Raw genomic sequence first — 23,532 nt, forward strand, 5'->3', positions numbered from 1 at the left:
TTTTTAATCGGCAACAGGGTTGTCCTCTTCGGGGACTTCCCCCGGGCCGGACGGGCATCCCCGCCTTGCGCTACCGGTTCGCTGTATCGGTTTTAACTGCGCAAGCGCAACGGCCACGGCCAGATTCGGCATCCATGCCTCAACTGGCCTGCCGACACATCCATGTGTCGGCGACCTGCGCTTGCTGGTAAAAACCGGCGAACCTCAAGGCGCGGGGTGTGAAGACGCAAGGCAGCTTTTTAAAAGGACCTTGCTGTATTGGGCGTGGCCCAACCTACAAAGCGAAATTTGAAGAGTCGATGCGCGGTTTCATCCCGCGCATCAAGGTTCGCCCGATAGAGCCACATCGAGCAGGGCCGACCGGCATGGATGCCGGGAGAGCCGACTCTGGACATGGATGTCCAGTGAAGGCGGGCCCGTTGCGAGATGTTGGTGATATCGGATCAGCGGACCGGTAGCGCAAGGCGGTGGGATGCCAGCCGGCGGGAGGTAAGACCTCCCAAGAGGCATTCCAACGTCGCAAGCTAAAAAGCGGAGTCACACCCGTAGGATGTATTAGCCGAAGGCGTAATACATCGAGAAGAATTGAAAAGCCGATGCGCGGTTCCATCCCGCGCATCAAGGTTCACCCGATAGAGCCACATCGAGCACGACCGACCGGCATGGATGCCGGGAGAGCCGACTCTGGACATGGATGTCCAGTGAAGGCGGGCCCGTTGCGAGATGTTGGCGATATCGGATCAGCGAACCGGTAGCGCAAAGCGGGGGCTTGCCCGTCTGGCGTGGGGGCAAGGCCCCCAAAGAAGACAAGCCCCAGCATATTAAAAAGCGGAGTCACCCCCGTAGGATGCATTAGCCGAAGGCGTAATACATCAACCCCAAATGAAAAGCGGAGCAGCCCCCTGCCCCGCCACCGAACAAAAACCAGCGGGACGACCCGGTGGTCACAGAATTACAGGCAGGACGACCTGCCACCTGAACGGAGCCTGATCGCTCATGCTGACCAAAGTTCTTATTGCCAACCGTGGCGCCATTGCCTGCCGTATCATCCGTACCCTGAAGAAAATGGGCATCGGCTCTGTGGCCGTTTACCACCAGCAAGACCTTCATTCCCGTCATGTTCAGGAAGCCGATGAAGCCTACAGCCTCGGCGAAGGTTCTGTGGCCAACACCTATCTGAATCAGCAACGTCTGCTGGAAGTCGCCAAACAAAGCGGTGCCGAAGCCATCCACCCGGGTTACGGCTTTCTGAGTGAAAACCCGGATTTCGCTAACGCCTGCGCCGAAGCCGGTGTGTTTTTCCTGGGCCCCCGTGCCGAGCACATGAACGCCTTTGGCCTCAAGCACAGCGCTCGCGCTCTGGCCGAAGCCAATCATGTCCCGCTGCTGCCAGGCACCGAGCTGCTGACTGACCTTAATGCCGCTCTGGAGGCCGCCGAGGGCATCAAGTACCCGGTCATGCTGAAAAGCACCGCAGGTGGTGGCGGTATTGGCATGCAGTTGTGTTACAGCGCCGACGAACTGACATCCGCCTGGGACAGCGTTAAGCGCCTGAGCGCCAATAACTTCGCTAACGACGGCGTGTTTCTGGAAAAATTCGTCGAGAAAGCCCGCCACATCGAAGTACAGGTATTTGGTGATGGCAACGGCAAAGTAATCACACTGGGCGAACGCGATTGCTCACTGCAGCGCCGTAACCAGAAGGTTCTGGAAGAAACCCCGGCACCGGGACTCAGCAACGAACAACGCGCCCAACTGCAAGCCACCGCCGAGCGTCTGACCGCTGCCGTCAGCTACCAGAGTGCCGGTACCGTTGAGTTTATTTTTGATGCCAGCACTGGCGAATTCTACTTCCTTGAAGTGAATACTCGCTTACAGGTTGAACACGGTGTGACCGAAGAAGTGTACGGCGTCGACCTGGTTGAGTGGATGGTACGTCTACCGGGTGTTCAGGCCGGGAAAGACTCGTTGCCACTGGACGCCGCCTTCGAATCCAAAGGTCACTCCATTCAGGCCCGTGTTTACGCCGAAGACCCGGCACTGGACTTCCAGCCATCCGCAGGCCTGCTGAGCCGTGTGGAATGGCCAGAGCAAGCGTCTAACGGCCGTTTGCGCATCGACACCTGGGTAGAATCCGGCACCACCATTCCAGCCCTGTTCGACCCGATGGTCGCCAAGGTGATTGTCACCGCCGACAACCGCGAGCAAGCCATCACCGGTCTGTCCGATGCGCTGGCGGGCTCACAGCTGTACGGTATCGAAACCAACCGCGCTTACCTGCTGGACATTCTGGCCGACCAACGCGTGGCCAAAGGCGATGTCTACACCCAGCTGCTGAAAACCCTCAGCCACCAGCCCAACACCATTCAGGTGATTGCTGCGGGCACCCAAACCACCGTGCAAGACTTGCCTGCCCGTGTTGGCTACTGGGACATTGGAGTACCGCCATCCGGCCCGTTTGACAGCTACTCGTTTGAGCTGGGCAACCGTTTGCTGGGCAACAAGGCTGAAGAAGCGGGCCTGGAAATCACTTTGAAAGGTCCGGTACTGAAATTCAACAGTGCCACTCGTGTGCTGTTGGCCGGTGCCACCACCAACGCCAAACTGACGCGCGCCAATGGCGAAGTAAACAGCGTTGAATTCTGGCAGGCCATTGAAGTTCAACATGGCGATGTGCTGGATACCGGTTCAGTGTCCGGTGCCGGTGCGCGTGCTTACTTGCTGATTGACGGCGGCTTGCAAGTGCCGGATTACCTCGGTTCCAAATCCACGTTCACTCTGGGTCAATTCGGTGGCCACAATGGCCGCTCACTGCTGCCGGGCGATGTCCTGCATGTACTGGCCAGCAAGCCCGCTACCAACATTGCCGATAGCAATGCCCTGCTGCCAGACATCAGCAACGAATGGCAACTGCGAGTGATCTATGGCCCACACGGTGCGCCGGAATTCTTCACCGAAGCCGACATCGACACCCTGTTCGAAACCGCCTACGAAATTCACTACAACTCCAGCCGTACCGGCGTGCGTCTTATCGGCCCGAAACCCGAATGGGCCCGTACCGACGGCGGCGAGGCTGGCCTGCACCCGTCCAACATTCACGACAACGCCTACGCCATCGGCACCATCGACTTCACTGGCGATATGCCCGTGGTTCTGGGCCCGGATGGCCCAAGTCTGGGTGGCTTTGTATGCCCGGCCACGGTGATCACCGCCGACCTGTGGAAGCTGGGCCAGCTGAAGGCAGGCGACAAAGTGCGCTTTGTGCCGGTTTCCCAGCAGACCGCGGTTGAGTTGTTTGAACAACAAGCCAGCAACCTGAAAGCGCTGACATCCAACGCCGACGTTGCCGTAGAAGAAGTTCGTCCGGCCTCGCCAATCATTGCCGAAATCAGCACCGACGATCACCCGACCGGCGTTGTCTATCGCCCGTCCGGTGACCGTTACCTGCTGGTTGAATACGGCCCGCTGCAACTGGATATCCGCCTGCGTTTCCGCGTACACGCCCTGATGCAATTCCTGCAGAGCCAGCACATTGACGGTTTGCAGGAACTGACGCCGGGCATTCGCTCACTGCAATTGCATTACGATTCCACGGTACTGCCACAAGCCAAGCTGCTGGAGCTGCTGCAAGCTGCGGAAGATCAGCTCGGTGACCTGGAAGGTGCTGAAGTGCCGTCCCGCATCGTTCACCTGCCGCTGAGCTGGGACGATGAGGTTTGCCGCCTTGCAGCCGAGAAGTACATGCAGTCGGTGCGTGCTGATGCCCCATGGTGCCCGGACAACATCGAGTTTATCCGTCGTATCAATGGTCTGGATTCCATTCAGGACGTCAAAGACATCGTCTTCAACGCCAGCTATCTGGTGATGGGTCTGGGCGACGTGTATCTGGGCGCACCCGTCGCCACGCCTGTCGATCCACGCCACCGCCTGGTGACCACCAAGTACAACCCGGCCCGTACCTGGACGGCAGAAAACTCTGTTGGTATTGGCGGCGCCTACATGTGTATTTACGGCATGGAAGGCCCGGGTGGTTATCAGTTTGTGGGCCGTACCCTGCAACAGTGGAACCGCTACAAGCAAACCAAGGAGTTCACCCAACCATGGCTGCTGCGCTTCTTTGATCAGGTACGGTTCTACGAAGTAAGCCACGACGAACTGACTGAGATTCGCCAACAGTTCCCGCATGGCCAGTACCCGATCAAGATTGAAGAAACCCGCTTCAATCTGGCCGAATACGAAGCGTTTTTGGCCGAACAGGCGTCAGGTATCAATGAGTTCCAGGTGGAACGTCAGAAAGCCTTCCAGGAAGAGCTGGAAGACTGGAAACGTACTGGCCGCTTCAATTACGACAGCGAACCTGCCGACACCGAGCAGGAAGAGGAACGTGTGCTGGAAGACGGTGAGTTCACGGTGGAAAGCCATGTGGCCGGTAACGTCTGGCAGTGTCTGGTCAAGCCAGGCGACAAGGTCGATGCCAACCAGCCGCTGCTGATCCTGGAGTCCATGAAAATGGAAATCGAAGTCGCCAGCCATCAGGCCGGTACTGTGGTTGAGGTGGTGAAACAAGCCGGTCAGGGCGTCGCCCCAGGCAGCTTGTTGGTGGTACTGAAAGAGGATTAATCCTCTTTCGCCCCTCGGCTGCTTGCAGCCAAACCACCCTCCCGCCAATACCCTCGTCCAAACAAAAAGCCCCGATCAATGCAAATTGATCGGGGCTTTTTGTTTAAGCTCTATTTCTGTTGAGAAACAGACATTACAGCTTGGTGTGCAAACCACACTCGCGGTTATCGCGGGCTTTGGTTGGATCGAAGTATTTCTTCACGTTTGGCAGATCGTGCTTTTCCAGGTACGCCTGCATATCGGCTTCTTTCCAGTGCAGCAGAGGAGCAACTTTCAGGGCACCGTTAGGGCCTTCGCCGAACACTTCCAGGTTCTGACGGAATTCAGTCTGCTCACTACGAACGGCAGTAAACCAGGCATCCGGCTGCTGTTCAGCCATGGCGCGGGTGAAGGGCTCCAGCTTGAACGCGTGAGTGAACGCATCGTGACGCTCATCGTCGATATCCGGAATACCACCGAAAGCGTGATCCCAACGGGCCGCGGTGATTTTCGGGGTGTACACCTCGATGTTCAGGTTCAAGCGTTCGATCAACTGCTTGGCCACCAGGTAGGTATCACGGGTGTTGTAACCGGAATCAGCCCAGATAATCTGCATGTCTGGCTTAACCTGGGTCACCATGTGCAGGATCACCGCTTCGTACGGGCCGAAGTTGGTAGAAGTCAGTGGCTTGTTGGACTGGCTGAGTGCGAATTCAATGATTTCCAGTGGACTGGCATTGCCCAATTCCTGATTCGCTTGTGCAATCGACGTCATCATTATCACCTAGATTGGAATCGTCTTAACATATAACCAAAAGTTTAGACGATTCTGTTTTATATGTTGATTTGGATACTAGCATAAGAATGGGGTCGCTGAAGCTGAAATCAACGGGCACCCAAACCCTACTGATATCAATTTGCTGCTAGAACCATTGAAATAGTTATAAGCATTAGCCCAGCGACAAGCGCTGGGCGCTTCGCCACCGGCTTCGAATCCATGCCATTGCCGGGCGCTCTACCCACACCGCCATCAGGCTGGCCAACAGCAACGACACCAGTACCGCCACGGCAACACCCAATGCTGGCTGCCAGCCCTCGGCATAAAAGTGGCGAATAATGATGTAGCCGATGTTCTGATGAATCAGATACAGAGCGTAGGATATTCCCCCCAGCCACAGCAACGGCGGCGTTACCAGAAATGCCAAACGCCCACTCACCGCCAGATACAGCAGCGCTGCAAAACCCGTAAACAGCAACGCCAGCGCCGGGCTGAAAATCACCGCCGACGCCAGCAGCGAATATCCCACCACCCCCCACTGCTGCCATGCCGCACCGCGACCTGAATAGAGGTTATAAACGCACATACCGATCAGGAAGAATGGCAAGTAGGTCAGCAGAAAGGCCCTGCGCAGATCATCATCCAATGCAAACACACCGCTGTGGTGCAAGACCGATACGCCAATCACCGCAGCAAACAACCATTCAATGTGGCGCAGGTTATTGGCCAGCCAGGCCAGAAAAATCCAGAAATAGAAGGTCAGCTCCAGCACCAGCGTCCAGTAGACGCCATCGACATGAGGCACATCCAGATATTGATGCGCCATGCTGAGGTTCCAGAGTGCTTCCGTGCCGCTCACTTCCCGGCCCGGTAATCCCACCAGCGAAACCGTCACGAACGTCAGGGCAATGGCCGCCCAATAAGCCGGAAATAAACGCGAAAAACGCGACACAACAAAGTCGAGCGGCTGTTCGGTTCGCTGCAAACTCCAGAAGATTACGAAGCCACTCAGCATAAAGAACAACTCTACACCGTAGCGACCGATGTCAGCCCAGCCCACATCCCACTGGGGATGGCCATAGATTTCGTCAAAGTGGTAAAGATAGTGGTGCAGCATCACAACCACTGCTGCGATGCCGCGCAGAACATCCAGCGCCAAAAGCCGGGAGCCTGATTGCATAACTGACGTTGCCCCTTTCTAAATATAAAAAGTTGGAATGGAAACAGTAGCAGAGACTAGGGACCCTCTGAAAAACTCGGTGCCCGCTCTGGATGACAGGGAGAAGCTGAATCACGAAGCTGATTTGCAGGCCTGACGGGTCAAGTCAAAAATCAGCGACACAGAGTCAGCGATGCCCTGCCATCCCCGTAGGGCGCGGCCTGCAGCCTGCCAGAACGGTGTTGGCGAATTTGGAAAGGGCCAACCATTCCGCTGCATTCGCCGCCTTGTTCTGACAACCTGCAGGACACGCGCAGAGCTGTGCAGAGTTTTTCAGAGGGTCCCTGGCGTTATCCAACTTACAGGCAAGCGCAGAATGCGGGTTCCAACCGGACAACAGTTGTTACCCGGATGGAATAATCACACCAATCAGTCTATCCGCAGGTACACCATCGTCTGGTTCACCAACTGATAGGCAATTTCACCGAAGGTCATGGGGCCGACCATACGGCCGGTTTTCTGGCCCTCCAGCTCACCGTAGAGGTAGTTCAGAATGCAGTTGCAGCAGAACGCTGTTTCCAGCGAGTCATCCGGTATGGCGTTTTTAATGGCCTCGGCATAGGGCGGAATCGACCCAGCAATGCGGTATTCCAGCTCCGGAAACACCGGCGCGTAGAGCTTCACCAAGCCCTGCTCCACATCCACTTCCTGCACACTGACGTTAATGAACGCGCCGCAGTAGTCCGCCACCAGCGGCAAGCGGGTATCGATCTGCATTTCTTTCAGGTAGTGGGCAAAGTTGGTCAACTTGCCATCCACTTCGACCTCCGTCACCACAAAACCGGACTCCCGGAATCGCAGCGCCGGGCCTGCCCCTGGCGAAAACAGGTTAACGGTCTCGATGCTGGCGGCCTTGTCCATATCCAGTGCCACGTGCATGGCCACTGCCTGATCTTCCAGAAATTCGCCGGTTGGGCCGAACACGGTTTTTGGCGTTCGACTGCCCAGATCATCAAGATGCGCACCGGCTACCCAGCCCACCAAGGGCTGCATGTACATGCCATCGAATTCCGGGGCATCGTGGGCAAAGGTTTGATGAATCTCCGAAAAGGCCGGAACAATCAGTACGGTGAAACCATTGGTCGGTGCATCCAGACACAATGAGTGAATACTGCCCACATCGTAGGTGCACAAGCCCGGATCGCCACTGGCAGATGGCAGCGGGTTAACAAACACCTGATCACGACGGCACACGCCGCCTTCGTCGGTCATGAAATAGGGAATGGTGCCGCCAATCCATAGCCCTTTCGGCAGCTGCTTGAGGGCTTCTTCATCCCCGGCTACCGACACTCCGGCGCCGGCCAAAATCAGTTGGCTGGCCTCGGCAATGCTCATCAATTGGCCGTTTATGGCCGAAATACGATCACCTGTGGACGTCATACTCATTGCAGCGCCCCCCGAATCTGTTCAACTTCGTGCAGGGTCGAACCCTTGTTTTTCTCGAAGTACAGACGCAGCTGTTGGGCTTTCAACAAACGCACGTCGTCGTCTTTGGCACTGGAGTATTGCTGGCGCAACTTCATCAGCATCAGGCGCAACCCCAGATTGCGCATTTCGAGGTCCTTGTCGCCCTTCAACAGCTCATGCCAAATGGTGGCACTGGCCTCTGGCAGAGCATCTTCCTCCACCACAAGCTCAGCAACCGGCTCCGCAGATTCAACGCTCTCGACGGCCGGTGGCAGCATTTTTTCAAAGCCAGCACCCAGTCGACCGGTATCCAGTCCACGCTTGAACTGCCACAGTTTATCGGCATCCAGATCCAGCAAGCGGCCAATCACCCCCAACGAAATACCTTCCGACAACATGCGGAATATCCGTTGCCCCATGGCATGGGTAAAGCCGGAATTGTCGTCCCCGGCCCACGGCAGGTCTGGTAGTACGCCACCTTCCGGGTAATCAACCCGCACGGTACAACGCAGCGCACCCAGGTTCACATGACGCCAGATTTTGTGATGTCCGCGAAAATTCTGCACCGCGCGACGGGCACCAAACCAGCCACTGCGGGCCTGGCCGATGTGCACTTCAACACGCTGGTAGGTTTCGTTAATGCGGATATCGTGGATGATCCATGGCGCTGTAACGCCCATGAGTTGTTCAACGGCTTCGTAGTTCATCGGCAACCTCTTGTTATTGTTGGGGCGATTGCGGGGGTAGGGATAGAGATATTCATGCTATGCCGATCAGCAGGATTGGATATGGCACCAGTGGCAGTGACCCATAACTGCTTTAGGCGCAGTGAAAGCAGTACCCAAGTAGTAGTTACCTTCCAGAACAAAAGCACGACAAAAGAGTAACAAACGGCAACACAGAGGCCGCTAACCGAATGAATTGAAAGGCCAATGACGGCTCGCTGAGCTTGCTGCCACTGGCTCGCTGATGCAAAATACTTGTGAATTAAATTACACAGACAATAAAAATATTTTCATCTATTGGAGAGTCACCATGACGGATGTGCGCTACAGCCAGGACAACGGCATTGCATTGCTGGAGTTGAACCGCCCGGAAGTTCTGAATGCCATTCGGGTTCAAACCTACACCGATCTGATCGGCGCATTGCAGCAAGCAGACTCTGACGACAACGTCATGGTGATTGTATTGACCGGTTCCGAGCGCGCTTTCTCTGCCGGTAATGACCTTAGCGACCTGCTGCCCGGCGGCGATCTGCACGCTGTCAAAGAGGGCGTTGCCGGTATTTTCCATACCCTCGCGGCACTGACCAAACCCTTGATCGTTGCTCAGGAAGGGGTGGCCGTAGGCATTGGTGCCAACCTATTGCTGCATGCCGATTTGGCTTACGCAGGAAAATCGACCCGCTATGCCCTGCCATTTGCCAAAATTGGGGTTACCTCGGAAGGTGCTTGCTCCGTTATGCTGAGTGAGGCCATCGGCCCCAAAGCCGCAGCCGACCTGCTCTACACCGGCCGCTTCTTTAGCGCCGAAGAAGCGTTGGGATGGGGACTGTTGAATGCCGTCACTGATGACGGTGAGGCACTGGCTGCGGCGCTGAACACAGCGGCGGCGCTGTGCAAAAACTCACAGGGTTCCATCCGAGCCATCAAGCAACTGTCTCGCGCTGAAGGCCATGTACAACGCGTAGATGAAGCGGTCGATCGGGAAATGCGCTTGTTCGCTGATTTGCTGCAAACGCAGGAAACCCAGATGCGCATGCGCGCGGCCTTAAGCCGAAAATAAACGGCTACAGAAACACGCAGTACGTTATAAAGCCGGGCTCAGATCAGCCCGGCGTTCGCATTCTTACCCGGCCTGAACTCGGCCCGGTACCGGATGAATCGTCCAATCCTAAATCAGAAGAAATACCAGCCTCTGACTCAAGAGCAATCTCCTGGGTACAGCCTACGTGATTACGGCCAGCATCCTTGGCGGCATATAAGCCTTCATCCGCACGTTGAATCAGCGTTTTGATGCTTTCCTTATGATCCCAGCTGGCAACGCCAAAGCTGGCGGTCAACTGACCGACCTCGGTGAATTGCTGCCCGGCAATGGCCGACCTCAAGCTCTCGGCCAGCAATAAGCCACCCGCCAGTTCGGTCATGGGGCATAGGATCATGAACTCTTCTCCACCCCAACGACCAACGTAGTCGACCTTGCGCACCGACTGTTGCAGGAACAGCGCCGTTTCAACAATGGCATGATCACCGGTAGTGTGGCCGAAGTTGTCGTTGATCGTCTTGAAGTGATCGATGTCCATCAGGATCACACAGAAGGTATCCCCAGAGCGCATTGCTCGCTCGGACTCAAGCAGCAGCAACTGATCGAGCTTGTGACGATTGTAGAGTCCACTCAGTCGATCTGTAGCTGCCATTTCTTCCAGCTGTTCGGTTTCCCGGCGGGTAATTTGCTCACGCATTTGCGAATCGACCAGCAAGCGGGTTTTCTCTTCCAGATGACTGCTCATGCGATTGACATCGAGGTATAGCTGGTCGATTTCAGCAATACCCACCGATTCAAAACGTTCGTTGTCCGGGTTGGCCCCCAACGACTGACTCCACTGCGACAACTTCTTCATCGGCTGGGATACCTGCTCCGCCAAGCGACGGGATTTCCATTCCAGATAGAGGAAGAACAACAGGTAAAACACCGCCATCAGCACAATGGCAATAAAGCCCGCCCGCTGGCTGATGTCTTTCAAATGGGCCATCGGTGCCAACAACGCCTGACGATCGACCACTGTGATCAAGCGCCAGCCGGTTTCTTCCACCAACTGGGCATTCAACAAGTACTGGCGGGAATCCAGCACCAGATTATCAAGATTGCCCTCACGCTCGGGACTGGCCAACAACTCTCCCATGCGCAGGCGCACTTCTGCATCGCCGCTTTTCAGCAAATTGAACGCTTCGGGCTTTTCGACCGTGCCATCGATGGCGGACTGATAAACGTGGGACTTCAGTTCTTGCAGCTGTAATAACGACTCAATTTCCGGCGGCATCGCCAGAATCATGCCTTCGGCATCGACCAGAAAGCGTCCGCCGTTCCAGCGATGCTCCCCTTGCAAGACGTTGCTGACGAACGAATCGATGGTGATATCCAAACCACTGACGCCTTCCAGCCGGTCTCCCTGATACACAGGCGCAACCACGGAAGCCATCCAGCCCTGCCCTGCCGGGTCCAGATACACGCCGGTCCACACTGGCTGACGTTGGGGGTTATGTTCTGCATCCGCCAGGTAATAAAAGTTGTAATCCTGCATGTGCAAGTCGGGCCCATACTGACCCGCCGCATCGGCCATAAAGGGATAAATACGGTTCATATCATCCCGGGTGTTCAGATAGGCCTGGGTCACCAGATCGTTGTGCTCGACCATGGCTTTCAGTTGTACATCCAGAGATTCACTGCACCAGGCTTTGGCCAGCGTTGCTACCGTCATGGGGGTATGACTGGCGTAGTAAACCGACGCGCCGCCGTTATCAACTGGTGTGAACCAGGCGCCGTTGGCGTGTTGCTGCAGAAAACCGTCAGGCATTGGTCGGCTGCATCCGGCCATGCCAGACGTACTGGTTGACGTTGCAGCGGTAGCCGTCGGTGCAGGCAGAGAGGCAAAAAATGCTTCGTGAGAAACAGCCATCACCGCGGCCAGTTGATCAACCGCGCGTAATCGCTGATTAAAGCTGTCGGCTTCCAATTCAGCGGCCTGATTGATGCCCTGCAAGGCTTCATCCAGCAAACTGTTTTGGTAAGCATCAAAAATAAACCGGTTGGCGCCGAAGTACATCAGCAACAGACAAAGCTCAATAACCAACAACGGTATCAGAGCACTACTCAGAAATCCCCGGTACAACAGACTCTGGAGCTGGATAGACCTGAACATGGAAAACGTGGGCTCTTTGTGCCCCGGGGGATGCTTTGGATAACCCGCAGTGCAATACCTGCACAGCCAACCGTCCCCATCGGGTGAGCTTACAGGTTGCCAGAGTTATCAAGAAGATCCTGGGAGGCCATAAAATGAATATTATGGGCCCGGAGTATAGTCATACGACGCAACACAAGGCAGAGGTTTTTCGTAACAAACGATAACTGGTAGCAAACAATGAATAAATGAACTACTGATCAGCAATAGAAAGTCATTTAGAACTAACACATTGTAAATACCAGTGAGTTTTCACTTCCCCACTTCAACCGGGAAAAACAAAAAACCACGGCTATCACTTTTCAATGGAGCTGGACGTTACATTTTGACAGTTAAGGAAATTTAAAACCGTCCCCGCAAACAAGACACAAAAAAACCGCAGCAGGTTGCCCCGCTGCGGCTTTCTGTGAACCGACTGCTCTTAGAACTGGTTCATGGTGTTGTCTTTACCAGACGCTTTCAGAGCGTTTTCACCGGAGAAGTATTCCTTGTGAGCGTCACCCAGGTCGGAACCGGCCATGTTCTGGTGTTTCACACAAGCGATACCCTGACGGATCTCTTCACGCTGTACCTGCTTCACGTAGCCCAGCATGCCTTCTTCACCGAAGTAACGCTTGGCCAGGTTGTCAGTAGACAGAGCTGCAGTGTGGTAAGTCGGCAGAGTGATCAGGTGGTGGAAGATACCTGCTTCACGTGCTGCGTCAGCCTGGAAGCTCTGGATACGACGGTCAGCTTCGATGGCCAGTTCAGACTCATCGTACTCAACGCTCATCAGACCAGCGCGATCGTAGGCAGAAACGTCCTTACCTTCTTCAGTCCAGGCATCGAATACCTGCTGACGGAAGCTCATGGTCCAGTTGAAGCTTGGGCTGTTGTTGTAAACCAGCTTGGCATTCGGCACTTCTTCACGGATACGGTTAACCATGCCGCCGATCTGACCAACGTGTGGCTTCTCGGTTTCGATCCACAGCAGGTCAGCGCCGGCTTTCAGAGCTTCGATACAGTCGAATACACAACGGTCTTCACCGGTGCCCTGACGGAACTGGAACAGACCGGAAGGCAGACGCTTAGGACGAACCAGCTTGCCGTTCTGGTTGATCACAACATCACCCTGCTGCATCTGGTCAACGGTGATTTCTTCAACGTCCAGGAAGCTGTTGTAGATATCGCCCTGATCGCCAGGAGTCTTAACAGTAGCAATCTGCTTGGTCAGGCCAGCACCCAGGGAGTCGGTACGGGCAACGATCACACCGTCGTCAACACCCAGCTCCAGGAAGGCGTAGCGAACAGCGCGCAGCTTGGCGTGGAAGTCATCGTGAGGAACGGTAACCTTACCGTCCTGGTGACCACACTGCTTCTCGTCAGCAACCTGGTTTTCGATCTGGATGCAGCAAGCACCCGCTTCGATCATCTGCTTGGCCATCAGGTAAGTGGCTTCTTCGTTACCGAAACCGGCATCGATGTCAGCAATGATCGGCACTACGTGAGTTTCGTGGTTATCGATCAACGCCTGAACTTCAGCAGCCTTGGCGCTGTCGCCCGCTTCGTTGGCGGCATCCAGCTGACGGAACAGCAGATCCAGTTCACGAGCATCAGCTTGACGCAGGAAGGTGTACAGTTCTTCGATCAGGCCAGCAACCACTGTTTTCTCGTGCATGGACTGGTCAGGCAGAGGACCGAACTGGGAGCGCAGGGCAGCAACCATCCAGCCAGACAGGTACAGGTAACGACGGTTGGTGTTGCCGAAGTGCTTCTTGATAGAAATCATCTTCTGCTGACCAACGAAACCGTGCCAGCAACCCAGAGACTGAGTGTACTGAGAGCTGTCAGCGTCGTAGGCGGCCATGTCTTCACGCATCACCTTGGCGGTGTACTTGGCAATGTCCAGGTGAGTCTTGAACTTGTTCTGGGCACGCATACGTGCAACGGCTTGTTCGGAAATGCCAGACCAGCCAGCGCCAGCGGCTTCTTTCAGTGCAGCAACTGCTTTGATGTCATTCTGGTATGCAGACATGGGTTTCGTCCTTTGTCATAGCGTTTTGGGGTATTCAGTACCGGCTCCCGCTTATTGTAGATGGGATGCTCGGCTCTGCTTGAGACCAATACTATGGAGAACAAAACCATAATTGAAATCAATAGATCGTATATCTGCAATTCACATCGGAAATGTTATTCCTTGGTATGAACCGGTTATTACCAAAGTAGCGGTAAACAGCTCATTTCCTGCGATTCAGCAATCGGCAATCAGACTTCGGGCGGCCACCCATGCGCTGGACCACGCCCACTGGAAGTTGAATCCACCCAAATGTCCTGTGACATCAACCACTTCTCCAATAAAGTAGAGACCTTCCACCTGCTTGCATTGCATGGTTTTGGAGGATAATTCGTCGGTATCCACCCCACCGAGCGCCACTTCCGCCGTGCGGTAGCCCTCGGTGCCTGAAGGTTTTACCTGCCATTTGTGCAGCGCATCTGCCAATGCGTCCATTTGCTGGCCATTGAGGCTCGCAAGCGTTGCGTCAGCCTGGAATGCCATCGCTGCCAGCCATTTATCGGCAATCGCCTGATTGAGCTTGTGGCTTAACCAGGTTTTCAACTGTTGTTTGGGATTACTGTGCTGGTCGGCACGCAGCTGCTCGGCGGCATCCAGTCCTGGCAGCAGGTCGATCTGCAAGCTATCGCCCGATTGCCAGTAACTGGATATCTGCAACATGGCCGGGCCACTGAGGCCCCGATGAGTAAACAGCATGTCATCAAGGAAGGATTGACCATTACAGCTCACGTCAACCCGACAGGCGTTGCCTGCCAAATCGATACACAACTGCTTCAACTGGCTGGTCAGGGTGAACGGCACCAACGCCGCTACCGGTTCATACACCTTGAGGCCAAAGTCTTTCGCCAGCTGAAAACCAAAACCCGTTGCTCCCAGTGTCGGAATGGATGGGCCACCAGTGGCGACCACCAGTTTATTGGCCACAACCGTCTCGGGGGGCTGATCAGGATTTCTAACCTGATGGGTAAGCAGCTCAAAGCGGCCGTCCTCACGTCTTGTCACGGCATCAATGGCGGTCGACAAACGAATATATGCCCCTGCAACCTCGCATTCGTTCAGCAGCATATTGAGGATGTCGACGGCCTTGTTGTCACAAAACAGCTGACCGTCTTTTTTCTCGTGGTAAGGAATGCCGTACTGGTCAACCAGGGCAATGAAATCCCACTGGGTGTATTGGCTCAGTGCGGATTTGCAGAAATGTGGATTGTGGCTGAGATAACGGTTGGGCTCGACGTAGTAATTGGTGAAATTGCAGCGGCCGCCACCCGACATCAAAATCTTTTTGCCCGCCCGGTTGGCATGATCCAGTACCAGCACCTGCTTGCCGGATGCGGCTGTCAATGCCGCACACATCAGGCCGGCGGCACCAGCGCCAATAACGACTACGTCAGTCTCTGTCACAGGGATTACCTTAATTCAGTTCATTGCATTGTTGGCGCTTGCCGCCCCTTCGATGGCTGGTATTATGCCAGCGATTCGATACCACGACGGGAAAGACGCTATGGAGTTATTTGATCGCCAGGGACTACTGGAAGCGACCAAACTCTCCCCATTCAAATTGAATATGCTGCTGCGTTTGTTGAAAGGACCCACCATGGTTCGCATTTACGACAAACTGGAGCACAAGCAAGGCATCGACATGATCGAAGATTGCCTTGCCTACCTCGATATCAAACTGGACTACGACATCGACGCTTTGCGTAAGGTGATTCCGAAGGAAGGTCCATTTATTACGGTATCCAATCACCCGTTCGGGTTTCTTGATGGCGTGATCCTGCTGCTGATCATCTGCCGTATCCGGCCTGATTTTCGCGTGGTCGCCAATTTCCTGTTGAGCTACTTTGCGCCAATCTCAGACCTGTTCATCACCGTGAACCCGTTTGAAAACCGTGGCCCCAAAGGCATGGGCGGCATGCGTAAATCACTGGCGCAAATCAAGCAGGGCAAGGGCCTTGGGCTGTTCCCGGCGGGTGAAGTGTCCACCTGGTATCCGGGTCAGCAAGGCATTGCTGACAAGCAATGGCCGATTTCCAGCATGCGCCTGATTCGCAAGGCCAATGTGCCCGTCATCCCGGTATACTTCCACGGCTCCAACAGCCGCAGTTTTCACCTGCTGGGCAAAATCAATCCTGCCCTGCGCACCATGCGGATTCCGGCCGAGTTTCTGAAAAAGCGCCGTTCAACCATTCACATTGGGATTGGCGACGTGATCAGCCCGGACGTGATTGCCGCGACCGAGAATGATGAGGCGCTGCGCGATCTGGTGCGTGAGGCGACCTACTGTCAGCAGCAGAAATTTGATCGCTGACCAGAACCCGCTTATTCAGATTCCAGTAACAGCTTCTTCACCGGCGCGTAACTGCGGCGGTGAATGGCGCATGGCCCAAGCGCCTGCAACGCTTCCAGATGCGCCTTGGTGCCATACCCCTTGTGTTTGGCAAAGCCGTAACCCGGGTATTGCTCTTCCATCTCCAGCATTTCACGGTCACGGGTGACCTTGGCCAGAATCGACGCTGCGGCAATGGCCATCACCTGACTATCGCCCTTGATGATGGCCGTCGCATCCATATCCAGTTCTGGTAGCTTGTTGCCGTCAATCAAGGCATGCTCCGGCTTGTCACCCAGACCTTCCACCGCACGGGTCATCGCCAGCATGCGGGCGTTGAGAATATTGATGTCGTCAATTTCTTCCACGGTCGAACGGGCAATGGCAAAGTCTGCGGCCTTGGCCAGAATTTCGTCGTAGAGTGCCTCGCGGCGCTTTTCAGTCAGTTTCTTGGAGTCGTTCAGACCTTCAATCGGTCGGGCTGGGTCCAATACCACCGCCGCCGCCACGACATCGCCACACAAAGGGCCGGCGCCCGCTTCGTCAACGCCGCAATAACGCAGGCCCTGTTCGACCAGTTGTTGTTCCTGTTCAATCATGGGAATACCGCAAAGAGGAGATAAAGAAGAGTTCATCAGGACACACAAGCCGCTGCCTGAATGACCCGATGAGGATGGAATCAGCCTTCGATCAATTCAATGATGGCGTTGGCTGCTTCTTCGTCGGCGCTGCGTTTCAGCTGACGATGGATAAACTGAAAGGTTTCATGCAGCTGATGACGGGTTTGCTGGTCTTCCAGGTTGCGCATCATTTCTTCCGCCAGACGCACCGGCGTTGCTGCTTCCTGAAGAACTTCCGGCACTACCTGTCTGCCAGCCAGCAGATTAGGTAAGGCAATAAACGGTTGTTTCAGCATCCGCCGAAGCAGGAAGGCCGTAATCGCGTTCACCTTGTAGCTGACCACCATAGGGCGCTTCAGCAACATGGCTTCCAGCGTCGCCGTACCGGATGCCAGCAAAATCACGTCCGAAGCGGCCATGCATTGCTGCGACTGCCCCAGCACAATTTTCAGCGGCAGTTTCTCTGGCATTTCAGCCAGCTGGCTTTCCAATTGCTCGCGTCGTTCGACACTGGCCGCCGGAATCACAAACTGCAAATCGGAGCGTTGCTGCAACATCAGCTGGGCGGTGTCCATAAACACCGGCCCCATACGATCCACTTCACCACCACGACTGCCCGGCATCAAACAGGCAATCGGCTTGCTGACGTCCAGCCCCAGCGCTTCGCGAGCCGGGGTTTTCGGGGTATCGAATGGGATTTTATCGGCCAGATGATGACCCACGAATCGCACCGGAATCTGGTGGTCTTCGTAGAACTTGGCTTCAAACGGGAACAGCGTCAGCATCAGGTCAACGGCTTTGCCAACCTTGATAACGCGTTTTTGCCGCCAGGCCCAAACCGACGGGCTGACGTAATGTACGGTCTTGATGCCTTTGGCCTTGAGCTTCTGCTCCAGCGTCAGGTTAAAGTCCGGGGCGTCGATGCCAATCATGACGTCGGGAGGATTATCGATCCAGCGACGGATCAGGCTCTTGCGGATTTTCAAAAGCTCGCCAAGGCGGCCCAGCACTTCCACAAGCCCCATCACCGACAGGCGCTCCATCGGATACAGGCTGTCAAAGCCATGCGCTTGCATCAAAGGACCACCGATGCCCTCGAAGGTGGCATCGGGGTACTTTTCCTTGAGTGCTTTCAGCAGGCCAGCACCCAGCATATCGCCGGATGTCTCACCAACAACAATCGCAATCCGTTTCACTATCTGATGATTCCGCGGGTAGCAGCCTTAACACTGTCGACCAGCAGCTGGGCGGCTGAATCAACTTCCAGAGTCTGCAGTTTTTCCAGCGCTTCGGCACTGGTCAGCCCCTGACGATAAACCACTTTGTAGGCGGTTTTCACTGCACTGATTTGCTCGGCCGTGAAACCACGACGACGCAAACCTTCGGAGTTAATACCGTGCGGTGTTGCCGGGTAACCCAGCGCCATAACATAGGCTGGAATGTCCTTCAGGACCACAGTACCGGCACCCGCCATCACGTGGGCACCGATGCGGCAGAACTGATGAACCTGGGTGGCACCACCCAGAATGGCCCAGTCGTCGACGACTACGTGGCCAGCCAGATTGGTGTCGTTGGCAAAAATACAGTTGTCACCAATCACGCAGTCATGGGCAACGTGGACGTTGACCATAAACAGGTTATTGCTGCCAACCCGTGTTTCGCTGTTGTCCTGCACGGTACCGCGGTGAAAGGTGCAGCTTTCACGAATCACGTTGTTGTCGCCAATCACCAGACGGGTCGGCTCACCAGCGTATTTCTTGTCCTGGCACGCTTCGCCAATGGTCGCAAACTGGAAAATCCGGTTGCCCTTGCCGATGTGTGTCGGTCCCTGGATCACCACATGCGGTCCAATCACACAACCTTCGCCAATCTCCACATCCGCACCCACAATGGAGTACGGGCCGATTTCTACGTTGTCGGCAATGCGGGCGGCTGGATCAATGATGGCCGTAGGATGGATCATGCTGGCTCCATTACTCGTTCGGCACAGGTAATCAAAGCGGCGCAAGCCACTTCACCATCAACCAGAGAGCGACAATCGAACTTCCAGATACCACGACGGCTGTTCACAAAGCGCGCTTCCAGAATCACCTGGTCACCCGGCACAATCGGACGCTTGAAACGGACGTTATCAGCACCGGCAAAGTAGTACAGCATGTTCGGGTCGCGTTCGCCGCCCAGCATGGTCATACCCAGCAGACCTGCGGACTGTGCCATGGCTTCCAGCAGCAGTACGCCTGGCATCACCGGGTGGCCCGGGAAGTGACCATTGAAAAATTCTTCGTTAATGGTGACGTTCTTGAGGGCGCGGATCACCGGGCCTTCTTCGGCATCAAGGTCTACGTCATTGATACGGTCGACCAACAGGAATGGATAACGATGTGGCAAAAATTCCTGAACGGTCTGAATTGGTTGAGGGTACATCAAGCGTTACCTTCTTGGCTTTTCTCTAGTTTCTGCAGCCGCTTGGCTATTGAATCGAGCTGTTTAAATCGTGCAGCGTTACGACGCCACTGTTTTGCAGGCATATGCGATGTGCCCGATGCGTACACACCCGGCTCATCAATAGAATTCGTTACCAGTGTCATACCCATGATATGCACACCGTCGGCCAGGCTCATATGGCCAGCCAGACCTGCACCACCGGCGATGGTGCAGTGTTTACCCACTTTGGTGCTACCGGCAAGACCAACACAGCCTGCCATGGCGGTCCCTTCTCCGATTTCACAGTTGTGGGCAATCTGAATCAGGTTATCCAGAATAACATTATCGGCAATCACGGTATCGCCCAACGCACCACGGTCGATGCAGGTATTGGAACCGATTTCAACGTCATTACCAATGCGCACACCACCCAATTGGGCAATGCGTTCCCAGCGTCCCTGATCTGGCGCGTAGCCGAAACCATCGGCGCCAATAACGGTGCCGGATTGTACTCGAACACGGTGCCCAAGTGTTACCTGATAATAGAGAGTAACGTTGGGATTCAAGATACAGTTGTCGCCAATGACACAGTCGTCGCCAACCACACAGCAGGCGCCGATTTCGGTATCGGCACCAATCACGGTGCGTTTGCCAATCACGGCATTGGGGCCAATAGAGACGTTTTCGCCAATCACCGCGCCCTCTTCAATCACAGCGGTCGGGTGAATGCTGCGGGAAGGGGCTGGACGGTTGTCGAACAACTGGGTGGTACGGGCGAAGGCCAGATACGGGTTGTCGGTGATCAACGCCACACCGGTAACCTGGTCGGCCAGTTCCGGCTTGATGATCACGGCACCCGCCGCCGTCACCGCCAGATCCTTTTGATAGGCTGGGTCGGACAGGAAGGCAACCTGCTCGCTGCTGGCAGCAGCCAGAGCAGCCACTCCCCGGATGACAAGGTTTCCATCACCGCGCAGTTCTGCGCCCAGATGGTCGGCAAGTTGGGAAGCGGTCAGCTCCATTCGGTATTCCTTTTCAAATCAGGCAATCAGACCAGCTGATTACTTTTTGTTCAAACGCTCAAGCAGTGGCTTGGTCAGGTCAACGGTCGGGTTGCTGTACACAACCGCACCGGCCTGCAAGACAACATCGTACTTGCCGTCTTCAATAATCGCTTTCAGAACCTCTTCCAGCTCTGGCAGTTTGGAACGGAAGAACTGCTGACGCCAGGCCTGATCCTGTTTCTGCAGTTTTTCCATGTAGAACTGACGCTCACGGGCTTTTTCTTCAAAGTCCGCCGCCAGCTTGTCCAGTTCAGCCTGGCTCATGATGGCAGAGTCTTTTTCGCGCTTTTCACGCATCGCAACCAGCTGGCCTTCCAGGTCTTTCACCTTGCCAATGGCTTCCGCGTTGTCGGCTTCAAACTTTTTCGATGCTTCCTTGGCATCGTCAGACAGGAACAGTGCACGTTCCATATCCACTACGCCAACCTTGGCTTCTGCCATCGCCAGTGGCGACAGCAGCGCAACCATCATCAGTACAACAAAACGCATTCCGGTGCTCCTTAAACAAGCAGTAAATTAATTCGTTAGAAGACCTGACCCAGAGAGAACTCGAAGCCTTCTGTATCGTCGTTACGCTGATCGTTCAGCGGGATCGAATACACAAACGTCAACGGACCAATCGCCGTAATCCAGGTCACACCAATACCGGTACTCAAACGCATGTCCGACAAATTAAAGCCGGTATCACAGTACGGATGGCTGGTCAGATTTGGCACGTCAGCGTCATTCGGGGTGTAACAGTAGTCCGTAAACGCATTACCGGCGTCGAAGAAGGCCACACTACGCAGTTGGCTGCGATCTTCAACAAACGGGAATGGGAAAATCAGTTCGAACGATGTTTCTGCCAGCATATTGCCACCCAGGGAAGCCGGGGACTCGTAATACGCCGGAGCCGTTTCAACCGAACCGTCGGTACCGGTCTTGTAGACAGGCTTGTACTGGCTGGAGTTCGAATGACTTTCAGCAGCACCGTCTTCGTCGGTGGTGTACACCACGGTTGGCGCATCGCTGTCGTATACCGGACGACCCAGATCGTCGGTCTCGTACACTACGTCGCCATTGCTGTCGGTTTCGGCAACCGGCACTACGGTGTACTCAGGCAGACCTTTTGGTCCCAGGCTGTTGGAGCTGTAACCACGGATCGAACCCAGACCACCGGAGCGGTAGTTCTTGAAGAACGGCAGACGTTCGGTTTTGCCGTAGCCGTTGCCGTAACCCAACTCGGTACGGATGCGGAACGACCAGTCGCCAACAATCGGGAAATAATAGTTGGCGGTGTAGCCAATCTTGTAGGTGGTCAGGTCGCTGCCTGGCACGCCGATGTCGAGGGACAGTTTGTGTTCCATACCATCGGTCGGGAACATGCCTCGGTTGAGGCCATTGAAACGCCAGTTCAGACCCAGGGTGTATTCGTCGAAGTCGTCGCCATTTTCATCCAGGAACTCGAGGATTTCAGCCGGTACGGTTGAACCTTCAAACATGCGGGTATTGGTGTAGCCAACGCTGGCCGACAAACGCTGCTGACGGGAAATCGGGTAACCGAAGGTGACGTTACCGCCTTTGGCGTTGGTCTGGTAATCGCTGACGGTGCTAAGGCTTTCGTAGTCGGTTTCACGGTAGAACAGGTTAAAGCCACGGCTAACACCATGAATGGTGTAGTACGGGTCGTAGAACGAGAAGTTGTACGACTGCACGGTATTGTTTTTCTGAACACTCATGCTCATGCGGTTACCGGTGCCGAGGAAGTTATTCTGGCTGACACTGGCGCCCAGAATCATACCGCTGCCGCCGGCATAACCGATGTTGAAGTTGAGGCTGCCGTTGAGCTGCTCTTCAACGTTGTAGTTCACATCAATCAGGTCATCTTCACCCGGAACAGATGGGGTATCGACGGTGACGGACTTGAAGAAGCCCAGCTGGTTCAGGCGGTTTTTACCGGCTTCAATCTTGTCGGTAGACGCCCAGCCGCCTTCCATCTGAACCATCTCACGACGCAGTACTTCGTCTTCGGTAGTTTCGTTACCGGTGATGTTGATGCTGCGCACGTAGGTGCGACGGCCCGGTTCAACGAAGAAGGTGACGTCTACTTCCAGCGAGTCATCGTCTGGCGTCGGATTACCGTCAACCTTGGCAAAGGTGTAACCATCGTTACCCAACAAGCGAATCATCGCCTCGCTGCTGGCAATCACCTTGCGGCGAGAGAAGGTCTCACCACTTTCAATCTTGTAGAGTTTGGTGAACTTGTCTTCATCCAGCACCAGATTACCGGCCAGCTTGATGTCACGAATGGTGTACACCTCGCCTTCGGACACACTGATGGTGATGTAAACACCGTCTTTTTCCGGCGCCAGAGAAACCTGGGTGGCTTCGATGTTAAAGCGCAGGTAACCGCGGTCGTAGTACCAGGAGCGCAGACTTTCGAGATCGGCGGTCAGTTTTTCGCGGGAGTATTTATTATCACCGGCGTACCAGGACCAGAAGTTGGATTCCTGCAGAGTCAGCTGACCCAACAGCTCGTCGTCGGAAAACGCCTGGTTACCAACGATGTTGATATGGGCAATCTTGGCAACGTTGCCCTCGTCTACCTTGATGGTCAGGCCAACACGGTTACGTGGCAGCGGCTCCACTTCGGTGGTGATTTTGGCGTCGTAGCGGCCCTGAATAACGTACTGGCGCTCCAGTTCCAGCGCGATACGCTCCAGCGTCGAGCGCTTGAACACCATGCCTTCTGACAGACCCGCCGTCTTCAGGTTATCCAGCAGCACATCGTCGGGAATCGCAGAGTTACCGTCCAGCTCCAGCGAGGTGATGGTCGGCAGTTCAACCAATTGGAAAATCAGCACATTACCATCGCGGTACAACTGGATGTCGTTGAACAGCCCGGTTGCGAACAAACGGCTGGATACCGACGCCAGACGCTCACTGTCGACCGCATCGCCAACCGCAACAGGCAAACGTTCAAACACCGTACCGGCGGAGACCCGCTGCAAACCTTCCAGGCGAATGTCTTCAATAACAAAGGAATCCGCCAGAGCGGCAGAAGAAACCAGCCCCAGCACCAGGGTTAAAAACAGCGAGCGCATG

The 23,532-nt window shown here is 55.1% G+C and carries 17 protein-coding genes; 3 read left to right on the top strand and 14 right to left on the bottom strand.

Going from position 1 to position 23,532, the window contains the following annotated elements; translation table 11 throughout:
• Positions 1-996 precede the first annotated feature (996 nt).
• Positions 997-4,620 carry an urea carboxylase gene (gene uca / locus G516_RS0115405; protein WP_028294390.1) on the top strand — a complete coding sequence of 1,208 codons (3,624 nt, stop codon included), beginning with the start codon at positions 997-999 and terminating at the stop codon, positions 4,618-4,620.
• A gap of 133 nt (positions 4,621-4,753) precedes the next feature.
• On the opposite strand, the gene G516_RS0115410 is transcribed toward uca, so the two are convergent.
• The 4 genes from G516_RS0115410 to G516_RS0115425 all read right to left on the bottom strand — a co-directional run bounded on the left by G516_RS0115410 (position 4,754) and on the right by G516_RS0115425 (position 8,710).
• Complete coding sequence (locus G516_RS0115410; protein WP_211225128.1) at positions 4,754-5,377, bottom strand: phosphoadenosine phosphosulfate reductase domain-containing protein; 624 nt, start codon at positions 5,375-5,377, stop codon at positions 4,754-4,756.
• 172 nt (positions 5,378-5,549) lie between these two features.
• Positions 5,550-6,557, bottom strand: coding sequence for an acyltransferase family protein (locus G516_RS0115415; RefSeq protein ID WP_028294392.1), 1,008 nt, complete (start codon positions 6,555-6,557; stop codon positions 5,550-5,552).
• A 408-nt stretch (positions 6,558-6,965) separates the two neighbouring features.
• On the bottom strand, positions 6,966-7,982 hold the full coding sequence (locus G516_RS0115420; RefSeq protein ID WP_084645105.1) for a DUF6976 family protein: 1,017 nt from the start codon (positions 7,980-7,982) through the stop codon (positions 6,966-6,968).
• Positions 7,979-8,710, bottom strand: coding sequence for a hypothetical protein (locus tag G516_RS0115425; protein ID WP_028294394.1), 732 nt, complete (start codon positions 8,708-8,710; stop codon positions 7,979-7,981). The genes G516_RS0115420 and G516_RS0115425 overlap by 4 nt, the downstream gene beginning before the upstream one ends.
• Positions 8,711-9,038: 328 nt before the next feature.
• Between G516_RS0115425 and G516_RS0115430 the strand changes: the two genes are divergently transcribed.
• Entirely contained in the window at positions 9,039-9,788 is a 750-nt protein-coding gene (locus tag G516_RS0115430) for an enoyl-CoA hydratase/isomerase family protein (protein WP_028294395.1), read from the top strand.
• A 43-nt stretch (positions 9,789-9,831) separates the two neighbouring features.
• On the opposite strand, the gene G516_RS22850 is transcribed toward G516_RS0115430, so the two are convergent.
• The 3 genes from G516_RS22850 to G516_RS0115445 all read right to left on the bottom strand — a co-directional run bounded on the left by G516_RS22850 (position 9,832) and on the right by G516_RS0115445 (position 15,415).
• Positions 9,832-11,853, bottom strand: coding sequence for a sensor domain-containing diguanylate cyclase (locus G516_RS22850; RefSeq protein ID WP_051219491.1), 2,022 nt, complete (start codon positions 11,851-11,853; stop codon positions 9,832-9,834).
• Positions 11,854-12,382: 529 nt separating this feature from the next.
• Positions 12,383-13,975 carry an isocitrate lyase gene (locus G516_RS0115440; RefSeq protein WP_028294396.1) on the bottom strand — a complete coding sequence of 531 codons (1,593 nt, stop codon included), beginning with the start codon at positions 13,973-13,975 and terminating at the stop codon, positions 12,383-12,385.
• A gap of 216 nt (positions 13,976-14,191) precedes the next feature.
• Positions 14,192-15,415 (bottom strand): BaiN/RdsA family NAD(P)/FAD-dependent oxidoreductase, encoded by a 1,224-nt coding sequence (locus tag G516_RS0115445; protein ID WP_028294397.1) that lies wholly within the window; start codon positions 15,413-15,415, stop codon positions 14,192-14,194.
• A 100-nt stretch (positions 15,416-15,515) separates the two neighbouring features.
• Here G516_RS0115445 and G516_RS22855 point away from each other — a divergent pair, with 100 nt between their 5' ends.
• Complete coding sequence (locus G516_RS22855; RefSeq protein WP_051219492.1) at positions 15,516-16,322, top strand: lysophospholipid acyltransferase family protein; 807 nt, start codon at positions 15,516-15,518, stop codon at positions 16,320-16,322.
• A gap of 11 nt (positions 16,323-16,333) precedes the next feature.
• Here G516_RS22855 and rnhB read toward each other — a convergent pair whose 3' ends face one another.
• The 7 genes from rnhB to bamA all read right to left on the bottom strand — a co-directional run bounded on the left by rnhB (position 16,334) and on the right by bamA (position 23,531).
• Entirely contained in the window at positions 16,334-16,939 is a 606-nt protein-coding gene (gene rnhB, locus G516_RS0115455) for a ribonuclease HII (protein ID WP_051219493.1), read from the bottom strand.
• Positions 16,940-17,019: 80 nt separating this feature from the next.
• Complete coding sequence (lpxB, locus tag G516_RS0115460; protein ID WP_211225129.1) at positions 17,020-18,156, bottom strand: lipid-A-disaccharide synthase; 1,137 nt, start codon at positions 18,154-18,156, stop codon at positions 17,020-17,022.
• On the bottom strand, positions 18,156-18,923 hold the full coding sequence (gene lpxA / locus G516_RS0115465; protein WP_028294400.1) for an acyl-ACP--UDP-N-acetylglucosamine O-acyltransferase: 768 nt from the start codon (positions 18,921-18,923) through the stop codon (positions 18,156-18,158). Before lpxA ends, lpxB begins: the two co-directional genes overlap by 1 nt.
• The gene (fabZ, locus tag G516_RS0115470; protein WP_028294401.1) at positions 18,920-19,384 is read right to left on the bottom strand and encodes a 3-hydroxyacyl-ACP dehydratase FabZ; all 465 of its coding nucleotides are present in this window, start codon (positions 19,382-19,384) and stop codon (positions 18,920-18,922) included. Before fabZ ends, lpxA begins: the two co-directional genes overlap by 4 nt.
• Entirely contained in the window at positions 19,384-20,406 is a 1,023-nt protein-coding gene (gene lpxD / locus G516_RS0115475; protein WP_028294402.1) for a UDP-3-O-(3-hydroxymyristoyl)glucosamine N-acyltransferase, read from the bottom strand. The genes fabZ and lpxD overlap by 1 nt, the downstream gene beginning before the upstream one ends.
• A 39-nt stretch (positions 20,407-20,445) precedes the next feature.
• Positions 20,446-20,937, bottom strand: a complete 492-nt coding sequence (locus G516_RS0115480; RefSeq protein ID WP_028294403.1) for an OmpH family outer membrane protein — start codon at positions 20,935-20,937, stop codon at positions 20,446-20,448.
• Positions 20,938-20,972: 35 nt separating this feature from the next.
• On the bottom strand, positions 20,973-23,531 hold the full coding sequence (gene bamA / locus G516_RS0115485) for an outer membrane protein assembly factor BamA (protein WP_028294404.1): 2,559 nt from the start codon (positions 23,529-23,531) through the stop codon (positions 20,973-20,975).
• Between the last annotated feature and the right edge of the window lies 1 nt (position 23,532).

Origin of the sequence: Oceanobacter kriegii DSM 6294, from assembly GCF_000422845.1 — a bacterium.
In the GTDB taxonomy this organism is placed as follows: Bacteria; Pseudomonadota; Gammaproteobacteria; order Pseudomonadales; family Oceanobacteraceae; genus Oceanobacter; species Oceanobacter kriegii.